The following is a 17,518-nucleotide window of genomic DNA, read 5'->3' as shown; positions in this document are numbered from 1 at the left end:
TTAGCTCTTTTTCTTCTTTTCAGCGTGATAGAGAACCTTTGCAGTCTAGGAAGGACGAGTACTGGAGCGGAGCGAATTAATATTCGTGAGCACCAGCACGCAGGACTGACACCGAATGCGAGGGTTTGCCTACACGCTGGAACGTGCATTTTTACAGCACGTTCTTTACTTGATTGACTGGATCATGCTCCACGACAACACCTTCTACTGGTACTGTCAGCAAATCTACTTCGCAATGCGGGAAGTTTTGGGCAAGCTGCTTTTTCAGCGCTTCTCCCTTCCCTTTTTCAACTAAGGTTAAGATTGTCGGACCAGCACCGCTTAATGCCGTTCCATACGCTCCTTTTAGCGAAGCGACATGCTCTACCTTCGACAGCTCTGGGACGAGCATTGTGCGGTAAGGCTGATGAAATAAATCCTTATTCATCATTTCTCCAACAAGCGGCCAGTTTTGCGTCATTAAGGCGGCAACAAGCACGTTGCTCACAGCACTCGCACTGACAGCATGTTTATAGGAAAAATCCTCTGGCAGGACATCACGGGCATCCTTTGTCAGTACTTCATAAAAAGGAATCACGACAACAACATCTATATCCACATGCTTCACTTTGACAGCATGTGTCTTGTCTTCTTCATGAAGACCAATCAGTAAACCTCCGAATAAAGAAGCACCCGCATTATCTGGATGACCTTCTACCTCACTTGCAAAAAAGAGCTTTTGATCATCCGGCATATTTAATTCGAGAAGCTGATTGGCTAGCTCAATGGCTGCCACAATTGCAGCAGCACTGCTGCCTAGCCCCCGTGCCAATGGAATATCACTCCACACTTTGACATAAACAGGCGGGAGTGTTTTTCCAAAGTGATCTGCGACCTTTTTGGCTGTTTGATAAATGAGGTTGTCGGTGCCTGATGGAATTCCAGACACGACATCTGATTCTGCTTCAAACAGCCAGCTATCATGGTCATAGACCGATAGCTTTAAATAGCGGCTGAGCGCCATTCCAACTGAATCAAAGCCTGGTCCTAAATTGGCAGTGCTTCCCGGTACTGTGATTGAAAAAAGCATGGAGGCTTTACTCATACGCGCGCGGCCTTTTCTAAGTGTTCAAGAATTTGATCTTCATCTGCATCAAGTGTGACCGGCTTAATTTGTGAAATATCAATGGCCGTATTCGGATCTTTCAATCCGTTGCCTGTTAATACCGCAACAACTTTACTGCCTGGCTTGATTTCTCCGGATTTCACCTGCTTTAGCACACCTGCGATAGACGCACATGAGCCTGGCTCTGCAAACACACCTTCTTCACGAGCAATCAATTGATATGCATGGAGAATTTCTTCGTCTGTCACTTCATCAATCTTTCCGTTTGATTCATCTGCCGCTGCCACAGCTTGTTTCCAGCTTGCAGGATTTCCGATACGGATGGCAGTTGCCACTGTTTCTGGCTGTTCAATCACTTCATTTCGCACGATCGCTGCTGCGCCTTCTGCTTCAAAGCCGCGCATAACAGGCAGTCCAGTTCCTTTTTTCTCATGGTATTCCTTGAAGCCTTTCCAGTAGGCGGTAATATTCCCCGCATTTCCAACAGGAATCGCCAGTACGTCCGGGGCCGAGCCTAGCTGCTCACAGATTTCAAATGCCGCCGTTTTTTGTCCTTCAATTCGGTACGGATTGACAGAGTTAACAAGGGCAATCGGCGATTTTTCACAGATGCTGCGGACGATTTTCAGTGCATCATCAAAGTTACCGTCAATTGCAATGATCTCTGCTCCGTACATCACAGCCTGTGCAAGCTTGCCAAAGGCAATTTTTCCGTCTGGAATGATGACGATACATTTCATATCAGCACGGGCAGCATAAGCCGCTGCCGCTGCAGAAGTATTCCCTGTCGAAGCACACATGACCGTATCATTGCCTTCTTCTTTTGCCTTTGCAACAGCCATGACCATCCCGCGGTCCTTGAAAGAGCCTGTTGGATTGACGCCTTCTGTTTTCACATGAAGCTCAATCCCTAGCTTTTCCGAAAGCTTGGCAAGGTGGATCAGCGGTGTATTCCCTTCATTTAATGTTAGTTTTGGTGTTGATTCGTTTACTGGTAAGAATTCCTGGAATTCTTCAATAAGTCCATTCCACTTCATCAGCTTAAACCGTTCCCTTCTACTCGGTACGTGCTCTTCACTTGAACCACCACGTCGAGATCGTTTAATTTTTGCAGGATATTTGAGAAATCTTCTTCTGAGGTCCGGTGTGTAATAATCACAATTTCAGCCAGCTCATCATGCCCTTTCACAGGAAGCTGAAGGATCTTTTCAAAGCTGATGCCTCTTTCAGAAAAAATAGATGTAATGCGGGAAAATGCCCCGACTTGATCTCTAACATGAATTCTTAAAAATTGCTGAGCAAATACTTCCGATGGAGATTTGATCTTTTTCTCAAACTGCGGTGCGATAAATCCGCTTCCGTTAACGCCAAGACGCATGTTTTTCATGACTGCGACTAAGTCTGATACAACAGCGGTTGCCGTTGGCAGACTTCCAGCTCCAGGTCCGTAAAACATCGTTTCCCCTACAGCACTCCCATAGACATACACCGCATTGAATTCATTGTTGACTGATGATAACGGATGGTGATCAGGGAGTAAGGTTGGCTGGACACTGACTTCCACTTTCTCTCCGTCCCGCTGGGCAATTCCGATCAGCTTCATTGTGTAGCCAAATCGTTTACTGAAATTAATGTCTTCATCAGAAACGTCAGAGATGCCTCTGACCTTCACATCGTCTAATTCCACATTCATGGAAAAACCGAGTCTTGCAAGAATCGCCATTTTCCTTGCTGCATCCAGTCCTTCTACATCAGCTGTCGGGTCTGCTTCTGCAAAGCCAAGATCCTGCGCTTCTTTTAAGACATCCTCATATGCGCTTTTATCGACGTTCATTTTCGTTAATATAAAATTGGTTGTGCCGTTCACAATTCCCATCATTTTCGTAATTCGGTCAGATGCCAATCCTTCCTCCAGCGTACGCAGAATCGGAATTCCTCCGGCGACACTTGCTTCATAATAAAGATCACAGCCATTTTCTTTCGCCACATGTAAAAGCTCTGTTCCGTAAAGTGCCATTAAATCTTTATTGGCGGTAATGACATGCTTCTTTTCATTTAACGCATCTATTAAATATTGTTTTGTCTCTTCAATGCCGCCCATCACTTCAATAATGACGTCGACCTCTGGATCTCTAATCACATCGTATACTTCAGTTGTGAAGACTTCTCTTGCCACATCCACATCTCTCTTTTTATCGGGATTGCTCACAAGCACTTTTTGTATTAATACCGGACAGCCGATCTGGTGCATTAATTTATCCTGATGATCTTGGATAATCTTGACGACACCGCTTCCCACTGTTCCTAATCCTAATAGTCCAACTCGAATTGCCTTCACCTGAAATTCCACCTTTCTCCGTCAATGTCCTCTCTAAAAAGACATTTGTTAACCCAACACAGACATTCAATGTACACACATTATAAAGGGGTATCCTCATTTTGACAAGGTAATAAAATATGAGATTGTTAGAATGAAACCGCTTAACAGCTATTTATATCAAGATTCTATATTTTCAAAATATTTTTGTCAGAAAAGCTCCCGAAACTCAGGGAGCCTGAAATGATGAACGAACCGGCGTTTTGGCTTGCTGACCTTGTAGGACAAGCGCAATATTTTCAGCACATAAACGCATCATCGTTTTTCTCGTTTCGACACTTGCACTTCCAATATGAGGGAGAACCGTGACGTTACGTAATGTTGTTAACGGATGAGATGGGCTGACAGGCTCCTGTCTAAATACATCCAGGCCAGCGCCGGCAATTTTTCCTGTCGTGACTGCCTCATATAAAGCATCCTCATCCACAGTCTGTCCTCTTGATACGTTAATAAAATAAGCAGAGTTCTTCATCAGATCAAATGCCTTTTCATTAAACATGTCTTTCGTTTCTGGGGTTAACGGCGTCAGGCAGACGATGAAATCAGACTGCGTGAGCAAGTCCTCAAAAGCCGCATAGGTCACGCCGAGCTGCGCTTCTGCCTCTGGCTTTCTTGACCGGTTATGGTACAGCACCTTCATGTCAAAGCCTGCTGCCCGCTTGGCAAGCGCTGTTCCGATACTGCCCATGCCGACAATTCCAAGGTTTTTGTGATGAACATCAGCTCCTGCAAGAAGAAGCGGTCCCCAGCCTGTCCAATTTCCTTCCTTAATCCAATCACTCGCCTCGACAATCCGTCTAGCTGACGCCATCAGAAGGGCAAAGGCTAAATCAGCCGTGGATTCCGTTAATACATCAGGCGTATGACAAATGGTGATGTTGCGCTTATTAGCGGCTTCAAGATCAATATTGTCATAACCCACAGCAAGGTTTGCGATCACCTTAACATGTGGAGCCTTTGATAAAAGGGCTTCATCTACTTGATCTGACAGCATGGTGAGAAGCGCATCCGCTTTCGCTGCTTGTTTTTCTAATTCTTCTCGTGGACATGGCTCATCTTCGTTTGGCCACATCTCGATATGAGCGACTTCTTTTAGTGGTGTAAGTGATGCTTCATCCAGCTTTCTTGTGATATAGACATAAGGTTTCGGCAAGAAGAACACTCCTTTGATTGATTTCTTTAAGCATAACGAAAAACGCCTCAAGAGAAAAGAGACGTTTCATCTGTTCACTGAAACTTCAAATCAGTGGACCTGTGATCCAGCCAACAGGTGGAATGAGGCTCCCGCCGCTTCGCATGGCACTCATTTCTTGAAAGACCTTTAGAAAGTATTCATAGCGATTGGCATCATTTAAGACGTAATCTAGCCGTTCTTCATAATATGATTTTTCATTTTCTCCCGACATGTAGTAGCCTTCCACAATTTCAAAGTAATGAAGCGGGAACAACAGGCGGCTGTATAACAAACGCTTAGAAAAGGAAGAAAGTGGTGTCACCTGCTCATATTGCTGTAGAAAAGAGAAGCCCTCCTCAATTAAATCTTCCTTATGCTGGACAAAGGTTTCTCTTAAGTATTCGGCAATATCCCGGGTTGGATGATCAAAGACCCAATCTACAGGTAAACGAAGCGGCTGCTCATGCGGCCATGTCCTTCGCGAAAAACGTTGGTGGCAGACAGTGCCTGAGTCACATTCTTTCGGTTCATCATCCAGCTCAGTATCCACTAAATATTGAATGGCGTTTTCCGTTAATCCAAGATAATACGGAAAGGATTCGATGAATTTTTTTTCAAATCGTTCCAGTGGTTTTTGGTGCATTTGCTGCATCCAAAAGCCTTCAAGCTGATCTAACCGTTTTGCCCATAATTCCTTCCACGCTCCCACACGTTTTGTTTCAGACACCTCATATGGAAAACCTCTTCCCCTGACATGAAAGGCCGCCAGCTCTGACGCCTGTTGAAACGAGCGGCTCGAGATCGGCGGTGCTGCCTTTAATAAAGCATACAGCTCCTTTCCATGAGTAAAGGTGGACTTCTCTTCATTTGTTAATTCAAACACAGCGACGTATGGGTCTCCGGCATTCAGTAAATACTGACTGATATGAAACAGCTCTGTGAGTTCTTCTTCTCGCAAATGAGACACAGGAACAATGATAAAGAGAGCCTCCGACGTTTGAAAGCTCTGATAACTGCCATATGGCATAAGTTGACGCACATCAATACCAAATGTGTGATAAATGGTTTCTTTCATGTTTTCACCTGCGTTCATATGATCGATCTCTTATCATATCGTAGTCGCAGGTTGAGGGATTTATGAATACTATTTACTATCCGAAGCTTTTTACACGTTGTGGACAAATTACGAGGATTGGGTGAGGAATATATGCCACATCATCATGAGATGAACGAAGTAGAAAAAACAGCAAGACGCCGTTTACAAGAACGAGGCGTATCCATTCAAGATATAGCAGACCTTGTCTACTTTTTACAGGAAAAATATCATCCTGGCTTAGACATGACAGAATGCATCCACAATGTGGAGCGTGTCATCGCAAAACGAGAAGTCCAAAATGCGATATTAACTGGCGTCGAACTAGACGTACTCGCCGAGCAAAAAAAACTGACCGAGCCGCTTCAGTCTATTCTAGAAACAGACGAAAGCCTGTATGGTGTTGATGAAATTTTATCGTTTGCTATCGTCAATATTTATGGTTCGATCGGCTTTACGAATTACGGATATATCGATAAAGAAAAACCAGGAATTCTCGGGATACTCAACGATAAATCCACAGGGGAGTGCCACACCTTTTTAGATGACATTGTCGGCGCCATTGCTGCTGCAGCATCAAGCAGGCTGGCACATAGTGCGAGAAATGTGGAATAAAGCAAAAAAGAGGACGCGCGCATAACGCTTGTCCTCTTTTTTTATGATAATCGTTCAATCCACTCAGATAATGAATCAATGACATAGGTTGGCTGTTTGTCATATTTGTGAAGCAGCTCTTTTGTTGTCACGCCTGTATGAACGAGCAATGTGTCCATTCCTGCATTCATCCCTGCCATAATATCCGTATCATAGTTATCGCCTACCATGAGCGTCTCAGACACATCCGTCCCGAGCACTCGCATGGCTTGTTCCATGATGATCGATTCTGGCTTCCCGATAAATGTTGGCTGGACTGTAGTAGTCACGGTCAATACAGATGTTAACGAGCCGTTGCCTGGCAAAAGCCCTCTTTCGGTTGGAATAGCAATGTCTCCATTTGTTGAGACAAATTGTGCGCCTTGACGGATGGCAATCGCACCGACTGCGAATTTTTCATATGTAATGCTGCGATCAATTCCAACAACAACGAAATCAGCGTTTTCCTGACCAAACGTCAGCCCTTTTTCTTCAATGGCCTGCTTGATTCCTTCTTCACCGATGACGTAAACAGACGCGTCTTTCTTTTGTTCGGCAATATAATTGGCTGTTGCCATACTTGTTGTAAAGACTTGTTCTTCAGTTGCTGGGATATCGAATGAAACGAGTTTTTCTGCTACCTGCTTTGGCGTGCGTGACGAGTTATTCGTGACAAACAAGTAGGGAATGTTTAGCTCATTTAACTTTTGAACAAATTGACCTGCTTCTTCGATCTTTTCTGTTCCTTTATACATGGTTCCGTCTAAATCAATTAAATAGCCTTTGTATTTCATGATGTTCACAACTCCAATGGATTATTTAAACGCTGATACTGGGCCTAGCTCCTGCTCTAAGTAGGTACGGATGCGGTTTGGGAAAACCTGTAGCGCATGCTCAACCTCGCTGATCACCTGCAGCAAGTCGTGATGAACCACTTCTTGGTATTGCTGTACAAGTGTTTTGCGGCACGAGACAAGCTTTTTCAGCTGACTGCCTTCCTCTTCTGGTACAACCTTTTCATCAACAAGAATATCCATGATGTCATCATAGCTTCCTGGATCACGCATAATAAAGCCATCAATCATGTCATTTCCCGTATCAAGAATACATTCGACGAGCAAATGGACAATTCGTTCCAGCGCTTTTTTCTCTAGTGGACTTGTCCATGTTTGATGACTGCGCATCAACTCATATTGCTCCTCGAAAAAACGTAATGTCTTTTCAATCTTTTTCCTATCTACGAAATACATCATGACGCTCCCCTTTGCGTTATTTTCTGATTCGTTTTAAGACAAAATAGGCACAGCCAAAATTACAGTATTCATAAATGTATTCATCGAGTGTGCTGATTTTTGTATCAAATGTGGCCTTTTGGTTTTGGTCATCAAAGAACCCCTTCAATCTCAGCTGATTGTAGCCCCAGTCCCCCACAATATAATCGTACTTATTTAAAATATCTGAGTACCTTGCTTTAAACGCTTCTTCATCAAAACCGTCTTTAATATCTCTTACAAGATCAAAAGTAGCATTCTGAATGACGATCATCTTCTCACCTCTTTTTAAACGATCCATCTTTAATGATAATTCATTGGAAGAACTCCATCAATTGCTAAAGCATGTTTTTTCAGATTTAGCCGAAGCTAAAGAAAAAAGGAGGTCACTTTTATGAAGAAACAACTGACAGCCGCGATTCTTCTCAGCATGCTTTTAGGCGGGTGCGGCTTTCAATCAGGTATGAACCGGCAAGTGGATGAAGATTCTTCAAGTAAAACCATCCGTCTGTCGGATCGTCATGAAGGAAATAATTCTAACATGCCAGAAGCAGACACAAACAGAGCAGGGTATGTTCGTTATCAGCACCAGCAAGTAACGGATCAGAAAGAAAGAACACCTGCTTTAAATCGTGAGCATCTTGCCCACGTCATTACAAGTTTAACTGTGCAGCTGCCAAACATCAAAGATGCAGCCACACTTGTGACAGATGAGGATGCACTGATTGTGTATCGAACAGGCAACAAAAACCGGGATGAATCTGCCGATCAAGTAAAGAAAACGGCGGTTTCTGTTCTCCCTCGTTATTATCATGTATACGTCTCTGATAATCCAGAGCACTTTCAATCCATTGCCAATTTTTCACGTCTTCAAACCAATTCACGTGATTTTGATCAAATCTTAACCAAAACAATTCAACAAATGAAATATTCCCCTCAAGGTGGAGATATTTCTACGAAAGAAGATGCAAATGGTATGACGAATTCCGACCGTACCATGAGAAGAAATGCCCCTTACGGCCAAAATTAACACGAGAAAAAACGCCAGAGAGCTCTGGCGTTTTCTTGTTATGCTTGCGCCTGACGCTTTTTAGACGCTTCATTTACTTGTTCATCTGCATGGTAGGAAGAGCGCACAAGCGGTCCAGCTTCACAATGGCTGAAGCCTTTTGACATCGCAATTTCTTTCAGCTCTGCAAACTCATCCGGATGATAGTATTTTTGAACTTTTAGATGTTTTTTCGAAGGCTGTAAATACTGACCAATCGCCATAATATCGACGTTGTTAGCAAGAAGATCATCCATGACTTCAATGATTTCTTCCTTCGTTTCACCGAGTCCAATCATAATGCTTGATTTCGTTGGAATGTCGGGCTGCATTTCTTTTGCACGGCGCAAGAATTCTAATGAACGATCATATGTAGCACGCGCGCGAACCCTTGGCGTTAATCTGCGAACTGTTTCAATATTGTGATTTAAAATGTCAGGACGTGTGTCCATTAACGTCTTCAAGTTATCATAATTGCCGCCCATATCTGAAGGGAGAACTTCAATTGTCGTAAATGGGCTTTTTCTTCTAATGGCACGAACGGTTTCAGCAAACACACCTGCTCCGCCATCCTTTTGGTCATCCCTTGCAACCGCTGTTATGACAGCATGCTTTAAGTTCATCAAAGCCACTGAATCTGCCACGCGTTCTGGCTCTTGCAGGTCTAGCTCAGTTGGAAGTCCAGTTTTCACCGCACAGAAACGGCATGCGCGCGTACAAACAGATCCAAGGATCATAAATGTAGCGGTTCTTCTCACTGCCCAGCATTCATGAATATTCGGACATTTTGCTTCCTCACAAACGGTATTCAGGTTGTTTTCCCGCATCATTTTTTTCAAACCGGTATAGTTTTCATTCGTATTCAGCTTAATTTTAAGCCAGTCCGGTTTTCTTACGTGCTCTTCCTTCTTTGCCAATTCCATCATCTCCATATGAATTCGTTAAAGGTGCATCTACAAAAATCTTCCTGCTATATACGATGGATGCAGCTAAGAAGCTGCAAAAAATTGAATCTTCGGCCTAAAGCCTTTTCTTTAGACACTTTAACATAGTACAGATTGAACAACAAGGGAATGAGCTGCAAAAATACCCAAAAGCCTCCTAAAAAAATCACAAGAAAATTACTAACATTTTCTTCTTATGAAATAGGGTGATCTAACCACACTAAACGGTAGAAGACGATGCTTGATGAAAGGAGATGGACGTTTGTGAAAGTGGTTTTAGCCATCATGATCGCTCTTTCAATGCTTCCTTTACCTGTTCATGCACAGGGGGAAGGCAAGCAGCCAGATGTACTGAAGCAGCGAATGGCACTTTACGAAAAAGTCGCCATCACGACACAGGTTCCATGGTATGTACTTGCTGCGGTTGATCAGTATGAGCACAATATTCGAAAAAGCAGAAGAGATTTACCGAAACAAAAAGGCGTCATTGGCATCTACATTCCCCGGGAAATGTGGATCGGCCCTGAAAACCCGAATAAGCAGGATACCTCTCCTTTAAGCATTAAAGTGTTTGATGGAATTGGACTTGATGGAAACGGGGATGGAAAAGCGAACAGCGATGACGATGAGGATGTATTATTCACGTTTGCTCAATACTTGCTTCATTACGGCAACAGCATTGATCAATTAAAAATTGCTTTATGGGACTATTATGGACGAGATCAAACCGTTGGAATCATTTCATCTTTTATGAAGCTATATCAGCACTATGGTCATCTTGACCTCGGAAAGCACGCTTTCCCTCTTCCAGTCGGAGCTGACTACAGCTACCGGAGTACATGGGGAGATGCAAGAGGATTTGGAGGCAGAAGAATTCATGAGGGTACGGATTTATTTGCCCATTATGGACTTCCCGTTCGTGCGACATCGTATGGCGTGATTGAAATGAAAGGCTGGAACCGCTTTGGCGGCTGGCGGATTGGGATTCGAGATATTCATAACCATTATCATTACTTCGCTCATTTAAATGGCTTTGCAAAAGGACTCAAAACAGGTCAAATTGTTGAACCCGGACAGGTCATTGGATCTGTCGGAAGCTCCGGTTATGGCCCTCCAGGCACAGCAGGAAAATTTCCGCCGCATCTTCACTATGGCATGTATAAAGACAATGGCAGAACTGAATGGTCTTTTGATCCATACCCTCATTTAAGGGCGTGGGAAAGAGCTGAGCGAAAACGACATTAAAGAAAAGGAGAAGTTTAGCGTTTTCGCACCCTTCTCCTTTTTCATGTCTAAGCAAGTTACTGCTCATTTTTCTCCTTCAAACCTAAAATTAAAAATAGAATTCCCATGATGAGAAAAATGAAATACACAACGGTTACTTCCAATGGAATCATGTCAAACATACCTCTAAAAATATCGATACTTAAGCTTTCATTTCTGACCAGTAAAATGGATGCTGTGATATATTTAGCACTAAATACTATAGCAAAAACCAAAAAACAAATACCACTTACATAAAGTTTCTTCATAAAGCTCCCCCTAATAACAATTAAAATTGATCATGACACATTCATCTATATGGAATCAAGTAGTGAATGAGGTTTTTATTTACAATAAATGCACATCAAAAAAAAGCCCAATCATTCCTTGGGCTGTTATTCTTTCTTCTCCTTTTTCTCTGGGAGAACAATCGATGGAGCGCCTGAGTTCGTTCCGCTGCCATTGTAATAATCTGGTACGTCTCCTTGAACGGCTTGGATGGAGACGGGAACTGAATTTTTGACTACGATTGTTTCAGATGCAAACGGGATGATGACTCTCACCTTGACCTCAATTAGAACACTAATATCAATCAAGGCATTGTTGATGCCATAAGGCTTAATGTTTTTTTCAACGTCCGTATGCGGATCGCCAATGAGACTAAACCGTACAGGCACTTTTGGTCCTAGGTTGGCGATGAGTGCATTTCCGGACGCTTGCCCAAGCGGAATGTTATATATAATGCCGTCATGTCCATCTGTTTGATCCTTTAATGCTTCTTTTGCCTCTTTTTGAAAATTCCCCTTTTCAATGTCCTCTAAATTTTTTTGAAGATGACGTGACAGGTCAGCCATTGCTTTCGATGTTGCTTGCGCATTAAAATCGATGGTCGTTACTTTTCCGTTCTCACTTGTATTCATGACCACCATATCCTTCATATTCTCCTGATCTTCTGCAAAATCTTGGACGGAATATTGAATCAGATGATTGGCGATACGCTCTGTTTCTAGTTCAGCAATGTGTATAAGGGTTGGTTTAATGGAGCGGTTAATAAAAAATAGACTTATGACGGTTGAGAGTACAAAGAATAAGATCGCAAGCAGCATGACGTATCGGAATGGCAAAGGGCCCTTTTTATAGGGGCGATAGCGGCGGTTCATTCTCAATAAAAAATCCCCCCTTCTCCATTACAAGTGTATGCAGACAGGCGGGGGGATAGGAATCATCTCTTCATTTTATTTCACCATTTTTAATAAGGCGTCTCTTCCAATGGTTCCAACTGTAATGCCTAACGCTTCTGCAGCGTATGTCACAGATTCTAAAGGGGCATCAAGCAATTGCTCTATCGTTCTCACACCAACTGCTCTCCCTGCGATAATACCTCTATCTGCAAGCTTTTCATTTAAGAGCCCGACATCCAGTGCACCGCACATAATATACCCATGTTCATTTGTCACTGCCATAAAATTCGTCTTCGGCAGTTTGACGGTGACGGCTGTAAAGGAATGTCCATCAATATTAATAGGTGTTAAATTCACCAAATCCCTTCACTCCTCTCATCACAATCTATGTGACAAGAGGGCGAGTGTTGTTAGGCTAAAGCGGATTTCATGTGGCTTCCTTCAGGCGCCAAGTAAGCACATCACGTAAAAATTCCGGCATGAAATATTCAATGTGTTCATGGTCACGGATATGAGGAAATAGAGAGCCTAATGTATACATATCGACTGTGCCAACCGTATATAAGGCGTCTTTTCTGATCAATTGATCATGCACAAAAACATCCTTTACTCGTTTGGTTTCACCTTCTTCTACTGTATAGGTGAGGCCGCTATACAGCATTTTCCCCATCAACTCACCTCTAAAGCCGAAGCCCTTAATGCGTAGCTGTTCCATTTTTTCTTCACAGGCACGCCGAACGGTTTCGATAAGCTGTTGACCGGAAAGCGTCACCCTAATTGGGTTAATTGGGTGCGGGCAGATTCGGTGGACTTCTTCTCTAGTCACGATTCCTGCCTCTAATGAATCAAGCACCATACCTGCATTCATCATGCCGATATCTGCCCCGCACCAATCTTTAATGGCATCTGTTAAGAGCTGCGGAAGCGGGGATTCATCAAACCACTTCGTTTCTAGCCTTGACTCAATCGCAGTTACTTTCTCCTGCATGAGGGCTCTCGCTCTTCTCTCTGCTTGCTGTAAGGTAGTGATCGCTTCATCCGATTCACTGATCAGCTGGTCCACTGACTGCACCGTTGCTTTTTTCTCGATTAACTCTTTGCTCGCTGTGTCAATGGTCAGCTCGACACAGCCAATATAATGCCCATACTTTTCAGCGCATGCAAGCAGTACCCCATTGTCCATTTCACCCTGTTCTAACAAATGATGCGTGTGTGAGCCTAGGATAATATCGATGTCAGGAAAATCATGGGCGACCTCCCGATCATGGATGATACCAAGATGGGATAAGAGCACAATGATATCCGCTTGTCCCTTCACTTCCTGCAGCATGTCCCGTATGCTGTCAAACGGATCTGTTATTTCCCAGCCCAGCTTTTCATAGACAGGTGTATACGCAATGGTCACGCCTAAGAGACATATTTTCAGTCCGTTTTCCATTTGGATTATATGATAGGGCTGTGCCCACGATGGTCTGTTGCCTTTCTCAAATAAATTTGACAGGATCACTGGAAATTGCGCATGCTCGTACAATTGATCGAGCTGATCATGAGGCAGCGTAATGCCTTCATTATTTCCAATTGTGACCCCGTCATAGCCAAGCTGATTGAGGAGCTTGACGTTTACCTTTCCATAATCAGCTTCTGACACAAGGTTCACTCGGTCCATATGATCGCCAATATCAAACAAGAGCATCTGATCGTGAACTTGACGCTTTTCCTCAATATAAGCTGCGATTTTGGGCCAGTTCTCAAAGTGGCTGTGCAAGTCGTTTGTATGATATAACCATAGCTTCTGCAGCATGTTGATCTCTCCCTCAAGTTGTCACTGAACCGTCTCATTCAAGTTGAAAGCCGCAGCTCTCATTTAACTAAATAAATCTAACTGCTTCGGAGAAAGGCTTGAATACGTAATATCCAGCAAATCAATCATCTGCTGACCATTCGCCGCTGCATCTCCGCCGGAGTTATTATTAAACACGACATACACATCTTTCGATTGCTGATGCAGGATGTCGAGATTCTTTTTCCACTCTTTTAATTCAGCTTCATTATATAAATATAAGTATCGCACTTCACGCCAATTCTCATGGTCTGCTGGGTGAAGCCAGCCCTGTTTATTTCTTCCGTGAAAACGGACCAATGTTTTATCACGGTGCGTAGCTTGTATGACTGGCGGAATGGAGCCTTCTCCAACTTGCGGCTCATCACAAACAGAATGAATCCAGCCTTCTTTTTCCATAAAGGACAAGGTCTGCTCATAAAATTCATCTGAGAACCATGTGCGGTTACGGAATTCGAGGGCACACGGAATGTCCCCCATCTTCTCTTTACACCATCTTAAATAAAGGACGTGCTCTTTTTTGCAATCAAACCATGGTGGAAATTGAAATAGAACCATGGCTAGTTTCCCTTCACGAATAAGCGGAGTCAATGAAAGAATAAATGCGTCAAACATCTCTTCCTTCGAAGCAAACGGAATTTCGCCTCTCTGATGACCGGTCATTCCTTGATATGCTTTCACGACAAATTGAAAGGTATCTGGCGTATCCTTGATCCACTTTTCATGATTACGTTCAGGCTGAACTGCATAAAAGCTGGCATCCAGCTCCACAATGGGAAACGTAGACGAATAGTGAAACAGCTTTTGCGCGCTGCCGATTTTCGGCGGATAAAGACTGTCATGGTCACCCCAGCCAGTTAATCCGATATAAATCATGTTTCTCACCTCTTGCCACTCTCATGTATAGACGGCTTCCTCACATGAAAGCCTTTTTCTCTTGTCATACCCATCTTTCTGAAAGAAATTCTTCTGTCTACAACATATCATATTTGCCCGTAATTCTGAATGAAGATGACTGATGGTGCGTGATTTTATCATGAACTCTGTTTGTTTGTGATATTAGTTGACAACTTTCTATCTTAAATGATTTGAGCTGATAACATAAAATGCATATCAGAGAAGTGAACAGTGATTGTCCATTTATTTATTCATCTTCACCAAGAACTAAAGTTCTCAATAAAGGAGACTTAGTGGATATGAACTTAGACGATAACCAGTTTGAAGCATTGCAAAAAATCGCCGAAAGGATTCACAAGCCTGTCTATTTGTGTAACCAGCATGGGCGCCTTCTCTGCAACTCGCACATCATCATCACGAGCCCAGATTGGATTCGCATTCTCCCCTTTTTCAAAAGCCGGACACCCCATTATTTTTCAATAATAGATACGAAGCAAACCTTTTCTGTCTTTCCGATTGATCTAACCGAACAAACATGTGAGTATGTGGTCATTCCTTCCTTCATCCTTCCGCTGGATGAAACACTGCAAGTCATCATTGAACAAGCAGTACACGAAATCTCGATTGCGCGAATGAGACAATATTCTGCCCAGCAAACGGCCAAGCGTGCCAGAAATGAAGGATTTCGCAGATGGATAGAGGGTTCATCGTATTCTCAGCAAGACGCTTCAAACATTGCGAAGGCGTTTGGATTAAATGTAGATAGCAGCTATCTATGTATGATCTGTCAGCTTGATCAGTGTCATGAGACCACTCATTTTTTGAAGCAGCAACTGATGTTAGAACAAGTCGTTGATCTGCTCGACAGCGCACTTCCAAGCTCTCCTTTCCCTTCCTTTTTATTTGTCAAAGGTGATATGGGCATTGTATTAATGGAAGAGACGGGCAGTTGGTCAGAGATGAGTGAAAGACTCCTTTCTTTTTTGAAGCAGCTGCAGATGCTCGTTAGCATTCAAGTGAATCACACCATTTCCTTTGGCGCGAGCTTGACTAGTTGTCGCATCACCCATCTATCTGAGGGCTATAGTGAAGCATTAGAAGCGCTTCAAGCCGGACATCTCTCGGCGCAGTCGGAATATATACACTTCTATCAGGCAAAGGATGTGCCAGATTTATTAAAGCTTATTCCAAGAAAGGATTTAGTCACGTTTCACCAGATGCACCTTCACCCGTTATATGAAGCCGGTCAAAATCTCCTCCACACCTTATCTGTCTATTTAGAAACGCATTGCCACATTTCAGAAACAGCGAAACGTTTGTCTATTCATCGCAACACGGTCATTTATCGATTGGAGAAGTGTGAGGAGCTGCTGCGGATCAGCTTAAAAGACCCTGAAACCACATTTAGGCTGCGCTTAGCATTACGTATTCACATGCTTCTTTCACCCCATCCTGAGTGAATGTTTTCTTCCGAAGTTTCATATAGTTTGGAGGAGAAAAATGATACAAGAGGAGGGATGATAAATGGATGATGAGCTGCGTCACATCCCGCAACCCATTCGAGAGGATGGTGCTGGTGCCACCGATCTAGGCCCGCGGGACGTCCTTCGAGATATCGAGAACCCAGATATGCTTGTTCCACCTAAAACCGATGCCGGAATCATTCCTAATTTAAAATTTTCATATTCCGATACACATATGCATTTAAATCATGGCGGCTGGTCGAGAGAAATTACGAAGCGAGAGCTGCCTGTTTCCACAACGATTGCGGGTGTCAACATGCGGCTGACTCGAGGCGGAGTGCGAGAGCTCCATTGGCATAAGCAGGCTGAATGGGCGTATATGATTTTAGGAAAAGCCCGCATCACCTCTGTAGATGCAGAAGGGCGAAATATGATCGCTGATGTAGCAGAAGGAGATTTATGGTATTTCCCCCCAGGTATTCCGCACTCCATTCAAGGACTTGAGGACGGGTGTGAATTTCTTTTAGTCTTTGATGATGGCGCTTTTTCTGAATTTGATACGTTCACCATCACAGACTGGTTTGCCCATACACCGAAAAACATTCTCTCCGACAATTTTGGCGTTCCTAAGAAGCTGTTTGACCATATTCCGAATAAGCAGCGCTACATGTTTCAAGGCTCTCCGCCAGCATCAATAGAAAGCCAAACGGTATCTGATCCATACGGAAGCATCGAGCCGCCATTTACGTACCAGCTGCTTCGCCAAAAACCGCTGACGACCTCTGGGGGAACTGTCCGCATTGTCGATTCACGGAATTTCCCTGTTTCAAAAACCATTGCAGCTGCGCTTGTTGAAGTAAAGCCTGGCGGCATGAGAGAAATGCACTGGCACCCTAATAATGATGAGTGGCAATACTATTTAACCGGTACAGCCAAAATGACAGTCTTTGGAGCCGGGGGCACTGCCCGCACCTTTAATTACAGAGCAGGTGATGTCGGATATGTTCCTTTTGGTATGGGACATTACATCCAAAATATCGGCCAAACGAGCCTTTGGTTTTTAGAAATGTTTAAAAGTGATCGCTTTGCAGATATTTCGTTGAATCAGTGGATGGCCTTAACACCTCCTCAATTAGTGAAAGAGCATTTGCATGTAGATGATGCCATGATTCGTGCGCTTCATAAAGAAAAATCACCTGTCGTGACATATAAGAGATGATGCGCATCAA

General features: G+C 43.5%; 19 protein-coding genes. 5 read left to right on the top strand and 14 right to left on the bottom strand.

Going from position 1 to position 17,518, the window contains the following annotated elements; genetic code table 11:
- Window positions 1–151 precede the first annotated feature (151 nt).
- The 5 genes from thrB to yutH form a co-directional block, all read right to left on the bottom strand.
- Window positions 152–1,084, bottom strand: a complete 933-nt coding sequence (gene thrB / locus MHH40_RS14505) for a homoserine kinase (protein ID WP_034620114.1) — start codon at window positions 1,082–1,084, stop codon at window positions 152–154.
- A complete protein-coding gene (gene thrC, locus MHH40_RS14500) occupies window positions 1,081–2,142 on the bottom strand; it encodes a threonine synthase (protein WP_044140848.1) in 1,062 nt (353 codons plus the stop codon). The genes thrB and thrC overlap by 4 nt, the downstream gene beginning before the upstream one ends.
- Window positions 2,142–3,443, bottom strand: coding sequence for a homoserine dehydrogenase (locus MHH40_RS14495; protein WP_113387332.1), 1,302 nt, complete (start codon window positions 3,441–3,443; stop codon window positions 2,142–2,144). The genes thrC and MHH40_RS14495 overlap by 1 nt, the downstream gene beginning before the upstream one ends.
- Before the next feature lie 208 nt (window positions 3,444–3,651).
- Window positions 3,652–4,635, bottom strand: coding sequence for a 2-hydroxyacid dehydrogenase (locus MHH40_RS14490; protein ID WP_340901252.1), 984 nt, complete (start codon window positions 4,633–4,635; stop codon window positions 3,652–3,654).
- Window positions 4,636–4,720: 85 nt separating this feature from the next.
- Entirely contained in the window at window positions 4,721–5,731 is a 1,011-nt protein-coding gene (gene yutH, locus MHH40_RS14485) for a spore coat putative kinase YutH (RefSeq protein WP_268459368.1), read from the bottom strand.
- A gap of 132 nt (window positions 5,732–5,863) precedes the next feature.
- On the opposite strand from yutH, the gene MHH40_RS14480 reads away from it, so the two are divergent.
- Window positions 5,864–6,364: a phosphatidylglycerophosphatase A family protein gene (locus MHH40_RS14480; protein ID WP_003213652.1), complete on the top strand. Its 501-nt coding sequence runs from the start codon at window positions 5,864–5,866 to the stop codon at window positions 6,362–6,364.
- A 41-nt stretch (window positions 6,365–6,405) separates the two neighbouring features.
- Here the strand turns inward: MHH40_RS14480 and MHH40_RS14475 are convergent, their stop codons facing one another.
- From MHH40_RS14475 to MHH40_RS14465, 3 genes are read right to left on the bottom strand one after another with little or no spacing between them, the layout of a single operon-like run.
- Window positions 6,406–7,179: a TIGR01457 family HAD-type hydrolase gene (locus MHH40_RS14475; RefSeq protein ID WP_226805372.1), complete on the bottom strand. Its 774-nt coding sequence runs from the start codon at window positions 7,177–7,179 to the stop codon at window positions 6,406–6,408.
- A gap of 18 nt (window positions 7,180–7,197) precedes the next feature.
- Window positions 7,198–7,632, bottom strand: a complete 435-nt coding sequence (locus MHH40_RS14470; protein ID WP_113387334.1) for a DUF86 domain-containing protein — start codon at window positions 7,630–7,632, stop codon at window positions 7,198–7,200.
- Between the two features lie 19 nt (window positions 7,633–7,651).
- Window positions 7,652–7,927: a YutD family protein gene (locus MHH40_RS14465; protein ID WP_003213192.1), complete on the bottom strand. Its 276-nt coding sequence runs from the start codon at window positions 7,925–7,927 to the stop codon at window positions 7,652–7,654.
- Window positions 7,928–8,047: 120 nt separating this feature from the next.
- Between MHH40_RS14465 and MHH40_RS14460 the strand changes: the two genes are divergently transcribed.
- Window positions 8,048–8,683, top strand: coding sequence for a YhcN/YlaJ family sporulation lipoprotein (locus tag MHH40_RS14460; protein ID WP_050944070.1), 636 nt, complete (start codon window positions 8,048–8,050; stop codon window positions 8,681–8,683).
- A 38-nt stretch (window positions 8,684–8,721) separates the two neighbouring features.
- On the opposite strand, the gene lipA is transcribed toward MHH40_RS14460, so the two are convergent.
- The gene (lipA, locus tag MHH40_RS14455; RefSeq protein WP_034317455.1) at window positions 8,722–9,618 is read right to left on the bottom strand and encodes a lipoyl synthase; all 897 of its coding nucleotides are present in this window, start codon (window positions 9,616–9,618) and stop codon (window positions 8,722–8,724) included.
- A gap of 327 nt (window positions 9,619–9,945) precedes the next feature.
- Between lipA and MHH40_RS14450 the strand changes: the two genes are divergently transcribed.
- The gene (locus MHH40_RS14450) at window positions 9,946–10,890 is read left to right on the top strand and encodes a M23 family metallopeptidase (RefSeq protein WP_223251234.1); all 945 of its coding nucleotides are present in this window, start codon (window positions 9,946–9,948) and stop codon (window positions 10,888–10,890) included.
- Between the two features lie 56 nt (window positions 10,891–10,946).
- On the opposite strand, the gene MHH40_RS14445 is transcribed toward MHH40_RS14450, so the two are convergent.
- The 5 genes from MHH40_RS14445 to MHH40_RS14425 form a co-directional block, all read right to left on the bottom strand.
- Window positions 10,947–11,177, bottom strand: a complete 231-nt coding sequence (locus MHH40_RS14445) for a hypothetical protein (protein WP_003212760.1) — start codon at window positions 11,175–11,177, stop codon at window positions 10,947–10,949.
- 126 nt (window positions 11,178–11,303) lie between these two features.
- Complete coding sequence (gene yunB, locus MHH40_RS14440) at window positions 11,304–12,068, bottom strand: sporulation protein YunB (RefSeq protein ID WP_372706105.1); 765 nt, start codon at window positions 12,066–12,068, stop codon at window positions 11,304–11,306.
- 75 nt (window positions 12,069–12,143) lie between these two features.
- Window positions 12,144–12,449 carry a YunC family protein gene (locus MHH40_RS14435; protein WP_050944071.1) on the bottom strand — a complete coding sequence of 102 codons (306 nt, stop codon included), beginning with the start codon at window positions 12,447–12,449 and terminating at the stop codon, window positions 12,144–12,146.
- 67 nt (window positions 12,450–12,516) lie between these two features.
- Window positions 12,517–13,890, bottom strand: a complete 1,374-nt coding sequence (locus MHH40_RS14430; RefSeq protein ID WP_050944072.1) for a bifunctional metallophosphatase/5'-nucleotidase — start codon at window positions 13,888–13,890, stop codon at window positions 12,517–12,519.
- Window positions 13,891–13,953: 63 nt separating this feature from the next.
- Entirely contained in the window at window positions 13,954–14,805 is an 852-nt protein-coding gene (locus MHH40_RS14425; protein WP_003212748.1) for a DUF72 domain-containing protein, read from the bottom strand.
- A 320-nt stretch (window positions 14,806–15,125) separates the two neighbouring features.
- Here MHH40_RS14425 and MHH40_RS14420 point away from each other — a divergent pair, with 320 nt between their 5' ends.
- Together MHH40_RS14420 and MHH40_RS14415 are read left to right on the top strand one after the other, a co-directional pair.
- Window positions 15,126–16,286: a PucR family transcriptional regulator gene (locus MHH40_RS14420; protein WP_050944073.1), complete on the top strand. Its 1,161-nt coding sequence runs from the start codon at window positions 15,126–15,128 to the stop codon at window positions 16,284–16,286.
- A 64-nt stretch (window positions 16,287–16,350) separates the two neighbouring features.
- Window positions 16,351–17,508, top strand: coding sequence for an oxalate decarboxylase family bicupin (locus MHH40_RS14415; protein ID WP_050944074.1), 1,158 nt, complete (start codon window positions 16,351–16,353; stop codon window positions 17,506–17,508).
- Window positions 17,509–17,518 lie beyond the last annotated feature (10 nt).

It is taken from the genome of Bacillus sp. FSL K6-2431, assembly GCF_038005165.1.
Taxonomy (GTDB): domain Bacteria; phylum Bacillota; class Bacilli; order Bacillales; family Bacillaceae; genus Bacillus; species Bacillus pumilus.
This window is presented reverse-complemented; position numbering and strand designations above follow the sequence as displayed.

Bases quoted from the DNA above. Each gene is read 5' to 3' on its own strand.
- yutH (WP_268459368.1), bottom strand. From the start codon at position 5,731: ATGAAAGAAACCATTTATCACACATTTGGTATTGATGTGCGTCAACTT.
- MHH40_RS14420 (WP_050944073.1), top strand. From the start codon at position 15,126: ATGAACTTAGACGATAACCAGTTTGAAGCATTGCAAAAAATCGCCGAA.
- yunB (WP_372706105.1), bottom strand. From the start codon at position 12,068: ATGAACCGCCGCTATCGCCCCTATAAAAAGGGCCCTTTGCCATTCCGA.
- thrB (WP_034620114.1), bottom strand. From the start codon at position 1,084: ATGAGTAAAGCCTCCATGCTTTTTTCAATCACAGTACCGGGAAGCACT.
- MHH40_RS14445 (WP_003212760.1), bottom strand. From the start codon at position 11,177: ATGAAGAAACTTTATGTAAGTGGTATTTGTTTTTTGGTTTTTGCTATA.
- MHH40_RS14465 (WP_003213192.1), bottom strand. From the start codon at position 7,927: ATGATCGTCATTCAGAATGCTACTTTTGATCTTGTAAGAGATATTAAA.
- MHH40_RS14415 (WP_050944074.1), top strand. From the start codon at position 16,351: ATGGATGATGAGCTGCGTCACATCCCGCAACCCATTCGAGAGGATGGT.
- MHH40_RS14460 (WP_050944070.1), top strand. From the start codon at position 8,048: ATGAAGAAACAACTGACAGCCGCGATTCTTCTCAGCATGCTTTTAGGC.
- MHH40_RS14470 (WP_113387334.1), bottom strand. From the start codon at position 7,632: ATGTATTTCGTAGATAGGAAAAAGATTGAAAAGACATTACGTTTTTTC.
- thrC (WP_044140848.1), bottom strand. From the start codon at position 2,142: ATGAAGTGGAATGGACTTATTGAAGAATTCCAGGAATTCTTACCAGTA.
- MHH40_RS14425 (WP_003212748.1), bottom strand. From the start codon at position 14,805: ATGATTTATATCGGATTAACTGGCTGGGGTGACCATGACAGTCTTTAT.
- MHH40_RS14480 (WP_003213652.1), top strand. From the start codon at position 5,864: ATGCCACATCATCATGAGATGAACGAAGTAGAAAAAACAGCAAGACGC.
- MHH40_RS14450 (WP_223251234.1), top strand. From the start codon at position 9,946: ATGCTTCCTTTACCTGTTCATGCACAGGGGGAAGGCAAGCAGCCAGAT.
- MHH40_RS14430 (WP_050944072.1), bottom strand. From the start codon at position 13,890: ATGCTGCAGAAGCTATGGTTATATCATACAAACGACTTGCACAGCCAC.